The sequence below is a fragment of the uncultured Nitrosomonas sp. genome (assembly GCF_902826915.1).
Classification (GTDB): Bacteria; Pseudomonadota; Gammaproteobacteria; order Burkholderiales; family Nitrosomonadaceae; genus Nitrosomonas.
In genome coordinates this window covers 15878-32620 of the sequence record NZ_CADEGP010000028.1, presented here as the reverse complement: position 1 = coordinate 32620, position 16743 = coordinate 15878, and the positions used below count along the sequence as shown (strand labels likewise).

Sequence of the window (16743 nt, the reverse complement as noted above, 5' to 3'; positions counted from 1 at the left end):
GAGATTACCGAATATATAGAAATATTCTATAACCGGCAGAGAAGACAGAAAAGGCTGGGCTATTTGTCACCAGCACAATTTACGCAGCGATACTATGCAAATTTGCTTGTTGCTTAAACCGATGGACTCCATTTTTGACAGCACACATCACTTGGAAATTCATTGAGTCTTGCAAAGGTCTCATTGCATGAATAATGATGGATAGTGCATGCTTGCGCTCTGGATAGTTTAAAATCCATCATTGTACGTTGCATCAAATGATCGATTATTAGTCAGCACATTTTCCGGATTTAGACACTCATGAAAGCAAACAGGCCAATCAGGCCAGCCAAGAAAAAAACATCTATCGTAAACAATGAAGCGACAGAACGATCTCCCGTTCCTTCCAGTATACCGGTAGCACCCGATTCCAATACACCGGCAACCACTTTCAAGCTACAAAAACTACTGGCACAGAAGGGACTAGGCTCCCGGCGAGAAATGGAAACACTGATTGCTTCCGGACAAGTCAAACTAAACAGTCAAACAGCTGTAATCGGAGATCGTGCCGGCCCGGGCGACGTGATTCGTATCGGTAGGCGCACAATCCGCGTTCATGTGGAAGAAGAACTACCTAAAGTGCTGCTCTATCACAAACCGGAAGGTGAAATTGTCAGCCGTAATGATCCGCAGGACCGCCCTTCCGTTTTCGACAAACTGCCGTATTTACGATCTTCCAAATGGATCGCTATTGGTCGCCTGGATTTCAATACCAGTGGTCTACTCATTTTCACCAACGATGGCGCATTAGCCAATCGCATGATGCATCCGCGCTTTGAAATGGAGCGAGAATATGCAGTGCGAATACTGGGCGAACTCACCGAGGAGCAAATGAAACAACTGACCACCGGCGTAATGCTAGAAGACGGTGAGGCGGCGTTCACCTATCTGGCTGATCAAGGTGGAGAAGGGGCTAATCACTGGTATCGCGTAATCCTGAAAGAAGGCAAGAATCGCGAAGTGCGGCGCATGTTTGAAGCCATAGGATTGACGGTAAGCCGCCTAATGCGTGTGCGTTTCGGTCCAATCAATCTGCCGCCCAGGATCAAGCGCGGACAATGGTTGGAGTTAGATGAAAAAGAAGCTCGGCGATTGTTGAATTTGATTAAATAATCGCCCTTGAAAAAGTATCGAACAACAATTATTCCAGGCAAGCTGCCGGGGAAAATGAGTATCTATAAAAATGTGGCTCTCGATGATTTGAGCTTCCAAATAAAGAACCCCGCTGCTTGCGGCAAGGTTCTTTATTTACTCCAAAAAAATTTCTTTGAATTTTTGTAAACGGATAAGCTTATCTAAAAATAGCTTAGCGCCAAACTCAGTCCAATGGTTTTGATCAAAATAAGCAAACTGCATATCCACATAAAACTGGCAGCCATCCAAGCAAAAAACTTCGTTAACATCAATGTAGAAAACACATAGTGCCTCAGACATGAGCTTAACGTAGTCGGTGTCATCCCTTATCCATCTTATTCTATTTAGGTAATCATTCATACCGATAATAGATTTATGATTATTTGTTATGCTGTTAATAGAAATCCAAGTTTTACCTAGCAGTGGTTTTGGGCCAAAGAAAACGACCTTAAGGGTTGGATTCAAAGCTTTTATTTGGCTCAGAGCATCTCTGTAATTTTCAAGTGCGTTCAATGGTTCGGAATCTTTATTCCAATAGAAAGAATAGATTAAAACATCGGCTTTCAGTATCTCGGGCGAGGCTATCAGTCTAGCGAATGCATCTTGACAAACCTTAGCTTTTGCTTCCAAGCCATTCTTCGGAAGATTAAAAGATGTACACTCATGACTTTTCTGGAATATTTTTATTCCAATTCGATCGTCCATTTTCAAGGATTTATAAATATCAAACCCTTGACTATCACCATATACAATAACCTTTATGGGAGCAGAATCAAAATTTTCCTGTAATCCGCCAGCCCAATACTTGGCACGCTCGTCGTTAATGGCTTGTTCATCCATAACCAGATTAGATTTATGCCTGAAATCCAACCCATCTCTGCTATAAGTGTTGAAACCAATAAATCCAACCACTGACATGAGCACTAATAACGAAGGTATCTTAGTTTTACTGAACTTACCTAAACGAATAGGTTGCTCAACAAACTTATACGTTATCCAAGCAAGCACAATAGAGAAAACAACAACTGCAATACGAGCACTACCACTTGGAACCTCACCTTCAATAATTCGCGTAAACGATAGTAGTGGCCAATGCCACAAATACAATGGGTAGCTTATTAAACCAAACCATACCGCCACATGATTAGATAGAATTGAGCGATTAAACCATGCATGAGGCCCAGCAGAAATAATAAGCACAGCACCAAGCACGGGAGCTAATGCCCACTTACCAGGAAAACTGAAATCTTTGTTGATGTAAAAAATGCTAAATGCCAATGCCGCAAAGCCCAATAGAGAGAGAATATTCGATAACATTTGACCATCAGCTTCGAATGATTGCTTACTGAAAGCAACGAGCAAGCCATCAATTTTTATTTTAACCTTAGCAAGGACATCATTTTTATAAACAGCTATCCATGCCAACAAACTACCACACAACAATTCCCAGAAACGTGTCTGTGGTGAATAAAACGTAGCCACAACATCTTTTTGGATACCTTCTATATTGAGATAAAATGAAATTGCAGCAGAAACAAATATAATCACAAAAAGATTGTAGTTCCTGCACCATGCAAACCACAGCAACAGCGGCCAAATTATGTAGAATTGCTCCTCGATACCCAAGCTCCAGAGATGGAGCAATGGCTTCATTTCAGCGGAGTTGTCAAAGTAACCCGCTTCATTCCACAAGACAAAATTAGACAAAAACCCGGCACCAGCAGCAATATGCTTACCTAGCTGCTTGTATTCGCCATCTAGCAGCGCAAACCAACCAAAAATATAACTTGAAATCAACACTAATAAAAGTGCTGGAAAGATACGCTTAATGCGTCGCGCATAAAACTCAGTAAGGCTGAATGACTCTTTCTCTAAGTTTTCAAAAATAATTGTTGAAATTAAGAATCCAGAGATAACAAAAAAAATATCAACTCCTACGAATCCGCCCTTGACCCAGTTTGGGAATGCATGGAACGTGACGACTGAAAGAACAGCTATTGCTCTTAGGCCATCGATATCGGGGCGATATTTTGTGTGTGATAAGCGAGATTGCAGAGATGCCATAGGGTGATGTGACGTGATCGGCTAATTCTGGACAATCCAGTTAAGCGACTTTCTCCAATTTTTCTGTTTCTGCCTCATATTGATTTAGGCTTTTGTATCCCAAGTATGAATGCAGTCGATGACTGTTATAAAACATAGAAATATACTGTAATGCATCTTGCTGTGCTGCATAGCGAGTTTGGTAGTGTCGCCACTGGACTCGTTCCTGTTTAAGGCTGCCGAAAAAACTTTCTGCTACAGCATTATCGGAACAGTCGCCGGTACGGCTCATGCTACCAATAAAATCATGGATTTTTAGTAGTCTCCGGTATTCTCTACTGGCATATTGTGATCCGAGAATCCTTACGGCACAAGAACTCAAATAAATACTCTTTCAATAAATGAGTCAATCTATTATTGAAATCTGGTGCACGTATTCTTACTATCCGAATGCACAATCGGGCCAGCTTGTAGCTGGCACTGCCAAATAGCCATCCTCAACGCATCACAAAACTAACGCGCTTCACCCATGCGGATACACTAGGAATAACCTAACAGTACAATATAACTAAATCCAGCAGCAGCACAAAAACTGATGACCGTTACAATCCCTGCTTTATATTTGAACAAAGCGATATAAGCAGCAATTCCAATCAAAGCGGAAAACCATTCAAATGCAGCATCAAAGCCATCTGGCCACAACACGTGGTAGGCAAAGAAAACTGCCAAATTAACAATGACTCCGACTACAGCAGCGGTAATTCCAGTTAATGGCGCAGTAAATTTAATGTCATGCCGGGTAGCTTCAACAGCGGGCCCTCCCAACAAAATAAAAAGAAAAGATGGCAAGAATGTAAATAAGGTAGCAATACTGGCCCCGGCAACACCAGCTAGAAAAAGTATGTCCGGACCAAAAATCGCTTTGCTCCAACCACCCACAAAACCGACAAAAGCAACAATCATAATCAACGGCCCCGGCGTAGTTTCACCCAACGCCAAGCCATCGATCATTTGCACTGCATTTAACCACATGTACTGCTCTACCCCACCTTGATACACATACGGTAGAACGGCATAGGCCCCGCCAAATGTCATTAACGCCGCTTTGGTGAAAAACCAGCCCATTTGCGTCAGCGTGCCAGCCCAGCCATACTGCATGGCAAGCATAATCATTACACCACTCCAAATTAACAGCCCGATGATGGCAAATGTAGCAAACCGACTCCACTGAAAGCGGGCATGCTCTGGAATCGGCGTATTATCATCAATTAAAGCGGGACCGTAACTATCTTTTGCTTTTACATGATGACTACCGGTACGAAATTTATCCGGTGCATAATGAGAACCGATATAGCCGATCAAACCCGCCATCAACACAATGTACGGAAAGGGTAAATTAAATACAAAGATAGCAATGAATGCTGCAACCGAAATAGCGCGCAACAGGTTGTTCTGCAGAGCCCGAGAACCAATACGATAAGCTGCAAAGAGCACAATAGCTGTTACCGCGGGTTTTATACCGTATAAAATACCTGCAATCGCAGGCACCTCACTATAAATCAGATAAATCCAAGTTAAAGCCACCAGAATAAAAAAAGAAGGCAGCACAAAAAGCATACCCGCCACTATGCCTCCCCAGGTACCATGCATCAACCAGCCAATATACGTCGCCAGTTGCTGAGCTTCCGGGCCCGGCAGCACCATCGTATAATTGAGTGCATGAAGAAAACGCTGCTCGGAAATCCAGCGTCGTCTTTCGACTAATTCCTGATGCATCATGCTAATCTGCCCCGCTGGCCCGCCAAAACTGACGAAACCAAGTTTCAGCCAGTAAATAAAAGCTTCCATGAAAGATACCGGATTAGGCCGGTCTTTATCTTGATGCGTTGTTTCTGACATGTATTTGTCACTCTATGGATTTTTTAGTGGCGAGTTGAAAGTTATCTTTCGACGACATTCCATTGCTGATTATCTTCGACCGCTTGTTGCAGGACTGAATTCCGTTCATGCTTCGGCAACTTACTGATCTTTATCACTGCATCGAAAAACCGCTGCATATCTTGGTCATGTTGTTTGAGTATTCCCTGAAATGCCGGTAACAACTGGGTATAAATAGAAACAGTAGCCAATAATGCATTATTCAAAGTTTGTCCAAACCAACGATCATAACTGCCAAATTCGCTCTTCTCGGCTTTCAAGTGCAAGAATTCATTGCGGAGCTCATTAAAAATACGTACTTTACTGACGCGTTTCTCGGAGTCGCTGATATTCGAATGAAAAAGCTCTTGCAGTCTTTTTCGGTGCTTGAATATCAAACTGGTAAAAATCGTTTCCCTTTCTTGTTGAGCGCTTAATGCCGTTTGTTCGAATGCTGTGCCGTTTTTTTCAAACCATCGCCTAACACCTTCATGCTCGACTGCGGTGGCAAAAGACTCATTAAACGCAGTGTCACCTGACACATAAACAATTTGATGCGCCAATTCATGAAAAATCAGCCGGGCAAGATTCGCTTCGGAGTAACCAATAAAAGTATTCAGCACCGGGTCACTAAACCAACCCAGCGTGGAATAGGCACGTATCCCACCGACATGAACATCGTAGCCTTTCTGCCGGAGTTCTTCTGCATAGCGCTCAGCTTTTGCCTGCGAGAAAAAACCACGATAATTGACGCAACCAATCTGTACAAAGCACCATTCCTTGAGTTTAAGCGAAAGTTCAGGAGAAGCAAACACATTCCACACCACAAAAGGACGCTCTAAATCTGCATAACGAGTATAGCTCAAATTATCTGGCAATTTCAGCTCTTGACTTGCAAATTCACGCAACTGCATAACCATAGTCAATGAATCTTTTAATTTTGGATCGATATCCGGATTTGCAATCACTGTGCTGATCGGCTGCGCACGGTGTATCACATTAAAATGCCCATCGACAGCTTGCGCATAATAAGAAAGATTGGCGCAAGCACTGAGCCAACCAAGCTGGGTCACAGCGATAAAAATCTTTAAGGTATATGAAATTCGTAATATCACTTTAGTCGAAGAAGTAATAGTCTCTCAGAAATAGAGGTTAACTTTGATAACTTAAAACGTGAGAACTATTCTTGTTGTGTACAAGTGAAAGAAAAAAGTTGTTAATTTTTCATACAGCGCCATGTTATTGATAGCACCATGTAGTTTAACAGTTTTGTAGAACTAATCGTGGAGTGAACTCGGCGCAACGGAGTAACCAGTCAAGTCACCAATGATAGTAAAAAACATTGGGTTTGCGGTATGATCTACATCATCAAAAGCTACAGTGGTTGTAGCTTCGCCAATTCCGTATAAGGCAAATTCCAAAGCGAGTATAGATTGTGAATAACTCTTTACATTATTCCTTTCCAGAGTAAGAACGTCTACGCAGATAGCTTACATTGCTCTTCAATATAATCCTTAATCGCTTGTGCATCGACATCTTTAACCACATACCGCTGCGGAAGATTCTCTAAATTCTCGAAACCGGCCGGGCGTTCCGGTTCACGGCCAACGGCTTCTGCGATGCTCTCAGAAAATTTAGCTGGCAATGCGGTTTCCAGGCAAATGAGTGGCACGCCCGATTCTTGATGTGCTTGCCCTACTTTCAGGCCATCCGCAGTGTGCGTATCGATCAATACATGATAGCGCTGATAGATATCTCGAATGGTTGCGATCCGCGCGGCATGGTTGCTATTGCCGGATACAAAACCGTAATCCTTGATTGCTGCAAATAATGGCGTGGTTGATAGATCAAAGGCATTACCTTTGTCAACGGCTGACCATAATTCAGCCACCTGCTCTGCATTTCTGCCAGTCAGGTCAAAAATGAAACGCTCGAAATTGGAGGCTTTGGATATATCCATCGAAGGGCTACTGGTATGTTGGGTTTCCGTGGTGGTACGCGGACGGTACACACCGGTTCGGAAAAATTCATCAAGCACATCGTTTTCATTAGTTGCCAGAATCAAATGCTTAATAGGGAGGCCCATCATACGCGCAACATGCCCGGCGCAGATATTACCAAAATTGCCGGATGGCACGGCAAACGAAACCTGTTCGTCATTATTTTTAGTTGCGGCAAAATAGCCTTTGAAGTAATAGACGACTTGCGCCACAATGCGTGCCCAATTGATCGAATTGACTGTACCGATGCGGTGCGCTTGTTTGAAGGCATGATCGTTACTGACAGCCTTAACGATATCCTGACAATCATCGAACACACCACGAATTGCGATATTGAAGATATTCTTATCTTGCAGTGAAAACATTTGCGCGGTTTGGAAACGGCTCATTTTTCCCTGCGGGGACAACATAAAAACTCGAATTCCGTGCTTACCACGCATGGCGTATTCGGCGCTGGAGCCGGTATCACCTGAAGTCGCACCAAGAATATTTAATTCGTCGCCGGTTTTGTCCAATTGATATTGAAACAAATTACCGAGCAACTGCATTGCGATGTCCTTGAACGCCAGAGTCGGGCCATTGGATAACCCCAATATATGCAAGCCAGGCTCCAAGGTTTTTAGCGGCGTGATATCGGCATTGCCAAAAGCCTCGGCAGTATAGGTTTGATTGATCAAGTTGCGCAGATCGTCAGCTGGAATATCGTCAATAAAGCGTGACAGAATTTCGAATGCAAGCGCCGGGTAACTCAAACTTCTCCAGACTTCCAATTGCGCCGCTGTGATTTTGGGATAGGCTGCCGGCATCGCCAATCCACCATCCGGAGACAAACCGCTCAAAAGAATTTCAGAAAAAGATTTGGGTGGCATTCCACCGCGGGTAGAAATATATTGCATGCTTGATTTTAGTTAGTTTTAAGTGACCGTGTTGTGTCCTACTTACAAAACGCAACGATAATCGGTATCCACAGCTTTAATTGTTTAATTCTTCGATGCGAACACGGATCACCTTGCTCGTCACCACGGGTAACGATTCAATAAGAGCGATTGCTGCATTGATATTCTTTTCAGCCGTCAAATGCGTCAACATGATAATGCCAACTTTGTCGGAATCGTTGCTGGCTTCCTTCTGGATCATGGCGCTGATAGAAATATTATTTTCTGCCACAATGCGTGTAATTTCAGCCATCACGCCCGGTTTATCGATCACTTGCAAACGCAGATAATACGAAGTTTCGACTTCTTCCATTGGAATAATCGGTGTATCGGACAATGAATCCGGCTGGAATGATAAGGTTGGAACGCGATGCATTGGATCAGCGGTTTGCATCCGCGTCACATCGACCAAATCCGCAATTACTGAACTGGCAGTTGGTTCAGCACCCGCTCCAGCACCATAGTAAAGCGTCGCACCAACCGCATCACCGTTGACGACAACCGCATTCATCACGCCTTCGACGTTAGCAATTAAACGCCGCATTGGAATTAATGTGGGATGCACACGCAGTTCAATGCCTTTTGCCACACGTTTGGTAATCCCCAGCAGTTTGATCCGATAACCGAGCTCTTCGGCATAGCGGATATCCTCGCCGGTCAGCTTAGTAATTCCTTCGGTATATACTTTGCTGAATTGTACCGGTATGCCAAATGCAATCGCCGACATCAAAGTGATTTTGTGCGCAGCATCAATGCCTTCAATGTCATAGGTAGGGTCAGCTTCAGCATAACCAAGCTTTTGCGCCTGTGCCAGAACTTGCTCGAACGACAATCCCTTTTCGCGCATTTCCGACAAAATAAAATTTGCTGTGCCATTGATGATCCCGGCTATCCAGGTAATGCGATTGGCCGTCAATCCTTCGCGCAGCGCTTTAATGATCGGGATACCACCCGCCACCGCAGCCTCAAAAGCGACAATTACGCCTTTGGCTCGCGCAGCAGCAAAAATTTCGGTGCCGTGATTCGCCAGCAAAGCCTTATTGGCCGTTACCACATGCTTACCATTGGCGATTGCTTCCAGAATCAGATCCTTGGCAATAGTCTGGCCACCGATCAGTTCTACCACGATATCAATATCAGGATTTTTAGTAATTTCATGCGCATCGGCAGTTACGATGACTCCAGAATCTGCCAAATTCCGGGCTTTATCCAGATCTTTGTCAGCTATCATCTTGACGATAATTTTCCGGCCCGCACGGCGCGCGATCTCTTCCTGGTTACGTTTGAGAACAGTGTATGTGCCACCACCAACAGTGCCAATGCCTAATAAACCAATGTGAATGGGTTTCATAAATTCAAATAAAAAATAAACAATTAGATTGATGCGTAATTATAGGGGTCAGCTGACGAGAAATAAAGTCAAAGCACTTGATGATTAAGTACCATGACGCTTGCGGTAATGCTGCAAAAAATGCGCAATGCGACCGCAAGCCTCAGTCAAATCATCCGCATTGGGCAAAAATACCACGCGAAAATGATCCGGCTTCATCCAATTAAACCCAGTGCCCTGCACTATTAAAACTTTCTCTTCGAGCAAAAGTTCCAATGCAAATTTTTGATCATCTTCAATCGGATAAATCTCGGGATCAAGGCGCGGAAACAAATACAACGCCGATTGTGGCTTAAAACAAGTTACGCCGGGAATGTCAGTCAACAATTTCCACGCCACGTCGCGTTGGCGCATCAATCGGCCTGTGGGCAAAGTTAGGTCATAAATACTTTGATAACCCCCCAATGCGGTTTGAATCCCAAATTGCGACGGCACATTCGCGCACAATCGCATGGATGCGAGCATATTCAATCCCGCAATGTAATCTCGAGCATGACCTTTTTCGCCCGAGACCACCACCCAACCGGAACGGAAACCAGCCGCACGGTAATTTTTGGATAAACCGTTGAACGTCACAAACAAAACATCCTCCGCCAGTGACGCAATCGAGGTATGCGTTGCTTGTTCATACAATATCTTGTCGTAGATCTCATCCGCATAAATGATCAACTGATGCTGCCGGGCAATTTCGATGATCTCGAGCAATAATTCATTCGGATAGAGTGCGCCGGTGGGATTATTGGGGTTGATAATAACAATCGCGCGTGTCTTGGGTGTAATTTTGGCGCGAATATCATCCAGATTTGGCAACCAGCCCGACTCTTCATCGCACAAATAATGTTTGGCCGTTCCACCTGAAAGCACAACTGCAGCAGTCCACAATGGATAATCCGGCATTGGAATCAACACTTCATCACCATTATCCAGTAATGCCTGCATCGTCAAAACAACCAGTTCAGATACGCCATTGCCAATAAAAATATCATCCAACTGCACATTTTTAATCTGCTTTTCTTGCGTGTAATGCATAATCGCCTTACGCGCAGCAAACAATCCTTTAGAGTCGCAATAACCGGAAGCCTCCGATAAATTACGGATCACATCCTGCAGAATTTCCTCGGGTACATCAAAACCAAATGTCGCTGGGTTACCAATATTCAGTTTGATAATGTGATGACCTTCTTCCTCCATTTGACGGGCGCGTTCAAGCACCGGTCCACGAATGTCATAACAAACATTCATTAATTTTCTGGATTTTAGAATTGGGCGCATAGTAATGAAAATGTTTTGCGAGGATCAAATGACAATCCCCGTTTAGACATGCAAAAATTATTCAAATGAGTCAAACGTAGCATTATATACGCTAAACATGCCGCGATCCGGCAAACTTTTGGCAGAAAACTAAAGCAGATCATCAAAAATCACTGACCTAGCTGGTGGTTGGAATTGACAGTCGCCTTAAAAGTACCAACGAATAAGCTAATCTTTCGGTCATCCCGAAAGATTAGCTTATTGTTACAGCACTCAAATTATGCTAACAGCCTTAATCCAAGGTATGGAGGACAATGATTATCGACAATAGGCGCGGTAATAATCGACTATGACAAGCCCAGTAGAAACATAATCACGGAATTAGCATTCACACTGAGCTTGTCACAAGAGATTGAAGCAAACTTTCGTATGCTTAATGTAAGGCTGCTGCTTCTTTTTGCTCACACATCAGATTAGCACAATAGGTCTCATGGATTCCATCCAGGAAACCCCATAGTGCATCGCAAGCTTCTTGGGTTGCAGCTAACACTTCTGCTTGTTTTTCTGGGTTATCGGCAAATCGCTCGATGATTGCCCATTCAGCTTGAGAATGATAAACATCGGCCTTTTGATGAACTGAGAAGAATTCATAATCCTCAGGATTCTTCATACCATAAAACTTAGCCAATCCATCAATTTTGACCGCAGCAATGTCGGGTACTTGTGATTCAAACGCGTGTAACGCTGCAAGCCCTGCATAGAAAGGCCGATTTAAGCAAATATCCCGGAATGTGGAAACAAGCTTTTCGGTAGTCGGCAATGCGGATGCATTAGCTAAACTCTTGTCATTTGCACCCAATGCAAAAGCAAAATTTTTCCATAAAGCTGGATGATTTTTTTCGCCATGTTCTTCATCAATCAGATTTTTCAATACTTCCTGGCGCACGCTAATATCACCGCTATTTGATTCCGAATGCATATGTGGCGTATTGAAATGTACTGCACTTAGGTACGTGGGTTCAGCCAGTACATTATAGAAATATTGTTCGGCGTAATGGCGTAATTGCTCCTTCGTCAATTTTCCTTCGGTCCAGGCAATATAGAACGGATGTTTGAGCAGATGTTTTTCGCCGATAATGGCAGTGATTTTTTGCTTGAATATGGTATTGGTCGTCATGATTACTCCTTTTAAACCGTGATGGATAAAGTGTTGCATATCATCGCTAAATAACACCGGCAAGTCAAATTTAGCTGATCTGCTCTGTGCTTAAATTGCGGGCTAAATACCGACTGGCAGCAATCATATTGTGCAATGCCGGTTTTACTTCTTCCCAAGTGCGCGTTTTTAGCCCGCAATCCGGATTCACCCACAAGCGTTCAACTGGTATTCGTTGCACAGCTTTCTCCATTAATTCAATAATGGAATCAACAGAAGGTATATTGGGCGAGTGGATATCATACACTCCTGGGCCGATTTCGTTCGGATATCGAAACTGATCAAAGGCATCCAGCAACTCCATATCCGAGCGCGATGTCTCGATCGTGATGACATCAGCATCCATGCGTGCTATCGCCGCCATAATGTCATTGAATTCCGAATAACACATATGCGTATGAATTTGTGTTTCATCTTTTACACCGTTTGCGGTGATACGGAATGCACGAATAGCCCAGTCCAGATAGCCATTCCATTGCGATCTTCTGAGCGGCAGACCTTCTCTCATTGCAGCTTCATCAATCTGAATAATTTTAATACCCGCTTGTTCCAAAGCCAGAACTTCATCGCGTATCGCAAGCGCCAACTGCATACATGTTTGTGCGCGGGACTGATCGTCACGCACAAATGACCAATTTAGCATCGTCACCGGGCCTGTAAGCATTCCTTTCATCGGCTTACAGGTAAGCGATTGAGCATATTGAATCCATTCTGTAGTCATTGCATGCGAATGTGAAACATCGCCATAAATAATCGGTGGCTTGACACAACGTGATCCATAAGACTGCACCCAGCCAAATTGAGTAAAAGCAAATCCGGCGAGTTGCTCGCCGAAATACTCCACCATATCGTTACGCTCCGGCTCACCATGTACCAAAACATCCAGCCCCAATGCTTCCTGTTCACGCACACAAAATTCAATTTCTTCTCGCATCGCTTTCCGATAATCCGTTTCCAGCAGTTTACCTGCACGAAAATCACGGCGTTTCTGCCTGATTTCCAACGTCTGCGGGAAAGAACCAATCGTTGTGGTAGGAAACAACGGCAATTGGAACTGCTTGCGTTGCACGACTGATCGCTGATTATAAGACGATTGACGTATACCCATCGCCTCATTGATTTCACGTACACGCGCTTTCGTATTCTCGTGATGTACACGTTTGGATTGCTTACGGTTAGAAACTGACGCGCTATTTTCCAGCAGAATCTCAGCAACGCTTTCTCTGCCATGATTCAAAGCATTTGCCAGCACTTCGATTTCATTTAATTTCTGTGTGGCGAATGCCAGCCACGACCGGATATCTGCGTCGAGTTTCTGCTCGCTACCCAGGTCAACCGGCACATGTAGCAAAGAACAGGAAGGCGCAAGCCAAAGCCGCTCTTGCAGGCGTGCATGCACCGGCTCCAACCAATTGAGTATCTCAGTTAAATCGGCCTTCCAAATGTTACGCCCGTTGACAATACCCAGCGAAAGTATCTTATGCCCGGGCAGCCAGTCAATGACCTTGTCAATTTCGTCATAAGCCGTGACAGCATCCAGATGCAATCCCTGGACCGGCAGCTCGCAAGCAAGCTGCAGATTGTCTTGCAATTGCCCAAAATACGTTGTCAACATCAGATTGACAGGCGCAGCTTGTAATTGATAATAAGTATTTCGCACCGCATATTTCCACTCTTGCGTCAACTCCATGACCAAAATCGGCTCGTCGATTTGCACCCAGTGAATACCCGCATGCTTGAGTTGATCGAACAATTGCGCATAGACGCCGAGTAAATCGTCCAATCGATCAAGCTTATCGCTGCCGTCCTTGGATTTTCCCAGCCATAAATAAGTGGCCGGCCCGAGAATGACGGGTTTAATGTGCTGATGGATTTTCTGAGCTTGCTGGATTTGTTCGAGTAAGTGGTCGGCATTCAACGCAAATCGTGTATTCCGGTTAAATTCAGGTACGATATAGTGATAATTGGTATCAAACCATTTTGTCATTTCACCCGCATTAACACATGAATGAGCAGCGATATCGTGTGCTGAACGGCCTCTCGCCACACGAAAATAATTGTCTATCGGACTACTGGCAGAAAATGAACTGACCCGCTGCGGAATATTGCCCAGCATAAAACTCATATCCAGCACATGATCGTATAATGAAAAATCACCCACCGGAATCCAATCGAGCATGGATTGATCCTGCCAATGCTGGATGCGAAGGTCTGTTGCGGTGTCTGATAAAGCTTGCTCAGAAATGTCACCTTTCCAGTATTTTTCTAAGGCAAATTTTAATTCCCGGTTTCTACCAATACGCGGGAACCCAAGATTGTGTGTTGTCACCATAATTTCATCACCACTCATAAATATTGATTGAGTTATTGTACGAATAAGGATTAATAAATAATAATGATAAATTTTAATCTATCAATTAGGTTTTCTCATAAATGATCGAACACAGCCACCTTAAGATTATCCAAGCGCTTCATATCAATGGCACGCTTACCGAAGCCGCCAATGCGCTCTGTTTAAGCCAACCTGCCTTATCACATCAGATTAGCTACCTGGAAAAAAAACTAAGCGTTACATTGTGGGAGCGTGAAGGCCGCAACTTGCGCTTGACTCAAGCGGGAAAACTCCTGCTGGAAGTAGCCAATCAAGTGTTGCCGGTTTTGTCCCAAGCGGAAAAAACACTTGGAGCCTACAGCGAAGGCCGGCAAGGAATTTTACGTATCGGCGTGGAATGCTACCCTTGCTTTGAATGGCTCACGGGGATGATTGGGCAGTTCATGCGAAAAATGCCTGAGATGGATATCGATATCGTACAAAAATTCCAATTTACCGGATTGGAAGGCTTACTCAATCATCATATTGATGTTTTGATCACACCCGATATGGTCAAAAAAGAAAATATCGTTTATGAAATTTTGGCTGAATATCAATTGGTATTGCTAGTGGCTGCCAATCACCCATTGGCAGACATAAAATATCTAACACCCGAGCTTTTGAGTAAGGAAACCTTGCTAACTTTCCCAGTATCACCGGAAAGATTGGATATTCTGACGCATTTTATGACACCCGTACACCTTGAACCAGCCAAGCTAAAACAAATAGAGTCCTTAGAAATCATGTTACAAATGACAGTGCTTAAACGCGGAGTTTGTGTCTTGCCCGAATGGCTCATCGATATTAAAAGCAAAGATCTCAAACTCAGAAAAATTCGCATTGGTAAAAAAGGACTCTATCAGAAATTATTACTAGCAATGCGAGAGCCTGACAAGGCCATTCCCTATATTCAACAATTTATCGCGGTTGGACAAAAAATAGCAGAAGATTCTACGACATAACTTCAAGATATTCCCGACAAACAAATAATTCAATTGGAGCACTTGCAGGATTGGTTTCACTGCATTGAACAGTAGCCATTACCAGAGTGACATCACGCTCCACCCCACAACATGAATAAAGCTTTACTTATGCGCTTAAAAATGCTAATGATTCCTACATCCACATCCAGGTCCATGCACATGATTTACCTGATCGGTTTTCGGCTGCAGCGAGCGCATTGCCAGATCACGCCCACGTGCCATGTTGCCGCGCATTGCAGGAGCAGAAAGAATAATTTTTTCTGTAGCACTCCCACAAGCTAAGCAATTTGGGTTGGACGCATTGATTGAGTGGCGTATTTCGAATTGTAACTCGCACCGTGTGCACAAATAATCATAAGTTGGCATTTAGAATCATTATCCATTAACAAAACGTTTCTCAAGAACAGCCCGTTGAAAAACTATCTGCATTGCCGCTGCGGTGTTAAAAGCAGGTTCAAGACGCTCATTTATTAGGCATAATGCGCCTTTTCACCCGTTTTTGCCTTGCATCAGCTGCTTCGAAAATGTTTTTCAACGGCCTGTTAAAACGTGACCACTTGATATCACAAATGATCACGCTTTCAGGCTTTATTTCTTAAATTCAGCTCCAACGAGGCGGCTGCTTCCCTTTGACACCAAATTGATCTGAAATGACATCGGTTCTCGCTCTTTTTTCAGCATCTCGTGTGGGTGCTCTCAGCCGACGCGTTTCAACTTCCCAAATCCAGCCGCTGATGACCACATCCTTCGGGATAAGCGGATGATTCTTAAATATTTCTATCGTCTTCATACAAGTCTCATCTACATCATCCATCATCCCAATCCATTTGGCAAAAGCCCCTTGCTCCAGTTTCAATTCGGGCAATGTCGGGTCCAGCGCGATATTATCGGTGTCGACCCCCTTGTCGCGCAGCATTTTCTCCAGATCGGTCGCATTTGCAGACAGCATGCCACATTGCGTATGCTGTACTATGACGATTTCCTTGGTACCAAAAAAATTGCAAGTCAGCATCGCCGAGCGAATTGCATCGTCAGTGACGATACCCCCCGCATTGCGAAAGCAGTGCGCATCCCCGCCACCTGCTGGGGTATCCACTTGAATACCAAGCGCTTCATCGATCGGCAGACGTTCGTCCATACAAGCCAGCACCCATAACTTGCGGTTATTATGTCCGTCCGGTCCATGACGACGACGTTCTGCCCAGTGATCATATGCGGCGACGCGTGTGCTCAATTCCTCTTTGAGTGTTTTCAATTTTGACTCTCCTTGTTAATACGTAGAATTTTAAAATCCTTGCGAATCTACTTTTATTTAAATTATGACGGCTGCATAACGGATGCTTAGCCCGTACATCTGGTTATTTTCAGATGCATTAAGATTACCAGCAAATACCATGCCACTTAGAAAGTAATATATTAACCATTGATTACAATCAGTTAACTTTAATATGTTGCCACATCAGC

13 protein-coding genes and 1 pseudogene are annotated in these 16743 nt (G+C 43.9%); 3 read left to right on the top strand and 11 right to left on the bottom strand.

What is annotated here, in order from left to right; all coding sequences use genetic code 11:
• Both QZV86_RS06795 and rluB read left to right on the top strand, forming a co-directional pair.
• A partial coding sequence (locus QZV86_RS06795; RefSeq protein WP_295625313.1) for an IS3 family transposase occupies positions 1-117 on the top strand: 117 nt, incomplete at its 5' end.
• A gap of 183 nt (positions 118-300) precedes the next feature.
• Complete coding sequence (gene rluB / locus QZV86_RS06790; RefSeq protein ID WP_295625304.1) at positions 301-1152, top strand: 23S rRNA pseudouridine(2605) synthase RluB; 852 nt, start codon at positions 301-303, stop codon at positions 1150-1152.
• A gap of 135 nt (positions 1153-1287) precedes the next feature.
• Here the strand turns inward: rluB and QZV86_RS06785 are convergent, their stop codons facing one another.
• The 9 genes and pseudogenes from QZV86_RS06785 to metE form a co-directional block, all read right to left on the bottom strand.
• On the bottom strand, positions 1288-3237 hold the full coding sequence (locus QZV86_RS06785) for an acyltransferase family protein (protein ID WP_295625301.1): 1950 nt from the start codon (positions 3235-3237) through the stop codon (positions 1288-1290).
• Positions 3238-3277: 40 nt separating this feature from the next.
• Positions 3278-3571: pseudogene (locus QZV86_RS06780) on the bottom strand (IS3 family transposase); the annotation flags it as partial.
• 185 nt (positions 3572-3756) lie between these two features.
• Positions 3757-5115, bottom strand: coding sequence for a chromate efflux transporter (gene chrA / locus QZV86_RS06775; protein WP_295625298.1), 1359 nt, complete (start codon positions 5113-5115; stop codon positions 3757-3759).
• Positions 5116-5156: 41 nt separating this feature from the next.
• Positions 5157-6206 carry an aminopeptidase gene (locus tag QZV86_RS06770; RefSeq protein ID WP_295625295.1) on the bottom strand — a complete coding sequence of 350 codons (1050 nt, stop codon included), beginning with the start codon at positions 6204-6206 and terminating at the stop codon, positions 5157-5159.
• 404 nt (positions 6207-6610) lie between these two features.
• A complete protein-coding gene (gene thrC / locus QZV86_RS06765) occupies positions 6611-8029 on the bottom strand; it encodes a threonine synthase (protein ID WP_295625293.1) in 1419 nt (472 codons plus the stop codon).
• A 76-nt stretch (positions 8030-8105) separates the two neighbouring features.
• A complete protein-coding gene (locus QZV86_RS06760; protein WP_295625290.1) occupies positions 8106-9419 on the bottom strand; it encodes a homoserine dehydrogenase in 1314 nt (437 codons plus the stop codon).
• 84 nt (positions 9420-9503) lie between these two features.
• The gene (locus tag QZV86_RS06755) at positions 9504-10730 is read right to left on the bottom strand and encodes a pyridoxal phosphate-dependent aminotransferase (protein WP_295625288.1); all 1227 of its coding nucleotides are present in this window, start codon (positions 10728-10730) and stop codon (positions 9504-9506) included.
• Positions 10731-11142: 412 nt separating this feature from the next.
• On the bottom strand, positions 11143-11886 hold the full coding sequence (locus QZV86_RS06750) for a CADD family putative folate metabolism protein (RefSeq protein ID WP_295625285.1): 744 nt from the start codon (positions 11884-11886) through the stop codon (positions 11143-11145).
• Positions 11887-11956: 70 nt separating this feature from the next.
• Positions 11957-14257, bottom strand: a complete 2301-nt coding sequence (gene metE / locus QZV86_RS06745; protein WP_295625310.1) for a 5-methyltetrahydropteroyltriglutamate--homocysteine S-methyltransferase — start codon at positions 14255-14257, stop codon at positions 11957-11959.
• 101 nt (positions 14258-14358) lie between these two features.
• On the opposite strand from metE, the gene QZV86_RS06740 reads away from it, so the two are divergent.
• Complete coding sequence (locus QZV86_RS06740) at positions 14359-15258, top strand: LysR family transcriptional regulator (protein ID WP_295625282.1); 900 nt, start codon at positions 14359-14361, stop codon at positions 15256-15258.
• Between the two features lie 144 nt (positions 15259-15402).
• On the opposite strand, the gene QZV86_RS06735 is transcribed toward QZV86_RS06740, so the two are convergent.
• Together QZV86_RS06735 and QZV86_RS06730 are read right to left on the bottom strand one after the other, a co-directional pair.
• Positions 15403-15645: an FmdB family zinc ribbon protein gene (locus tag QZV86_RS06735; RefSeq protein ID WP_295625279.1), complete on the bottom strand. Its 243-nt coding sequence runs from the start codon at positions 15643-15645 to the stop codon at positions 15403-15405.
• A gap of 235 nt (positions 15646-15880) precedes the next feature.
• Positions 15881-16534, bottom strand: a complete 654-nt coding sequence (locus tag QZV86_RS06730; RefSeq protein ID WP_295625276.1) for a carbonic anhydrase — start codon at positions 16532-16534, stop codon at positions 15881-15883.
• Positions 16535-16743: the final 209 nt, after the last annotated feature.

What these genes read in the sequence shown, in the direction of transcription:
- rluB (WP_295625304.1), top strand. Translation starts at nt 301, where the DNA reads ATGAAAGCAAACAGGCCAATCAGGCCAGCCAAGAAAAAAACATCTATC.
- QZV86_RS06785 (WP_295625301.1), bottom strand. Translation starts at nt 3,237, where the DNA reads ATGGCATCTCTGCAATCTCGCTTATCACACACAAAATATCGCCCCGAT.
- chrA (WP_295625298.1), bottom strand. Translation starts at nt 5,115, where the DNA reads ATGTCAGAAACAACGCATCAAGATAAAGACCGGCCTAATCCGGTATCT.
- thrC (WP_295625293.1), bottom strand. Translation starts at nt 8,029, where the DNA reads ATGCAATATATTTCTACCCGCGGTGGAATGCCACCCAAATCTTTTTCT.
- QZV86_RS06760 (WP_295625290.1), bottom strand. Translation starts at nt 9,419, where the DNA reads ATGAAACCCATTCACATTGGTTTATTAGGCATTGGCACTGTTGGTGGT.
- QZV86_RS06755 (WP_295625288.1), bottom strand. Translation starts at nt 10,730, where the DNA reads ATGCGCCCAATTCTAAAATCCAGAAAATTAATGAATGTTTGTTATGAC.
- QZV86_RS06750 (WP_295625285.1), bottom strand. Translation starts at nt 11,886, where the DNA reads ATGACGACCAATACCATATTCAAGCAAAAAATCACTGCCATTATCGGC.
- metE (WP_295625310.1), bottom strand. Translation starts at nt 14,257, where the DNA reads ATGGTGACAACACACAATCTTGGGTTCCCGCGTATTGGTAGAAACCGG.
- QZV86_RS06740 (WP_295625282.1), top strand. Translation starts at nt 14,359, where the DNA reads ATGATCGAACACAGCCACCTTAAGATTATCCAAGCGCTTCATATCAAT.
- QZV86_RS06735 (WP_295625279.1), bottom strand. Translation starts at nt 15,645, where the DNA reads ATGCCAACTTATGATTATTTGTGCACACGGTGCGAGTTACAATTCGAA.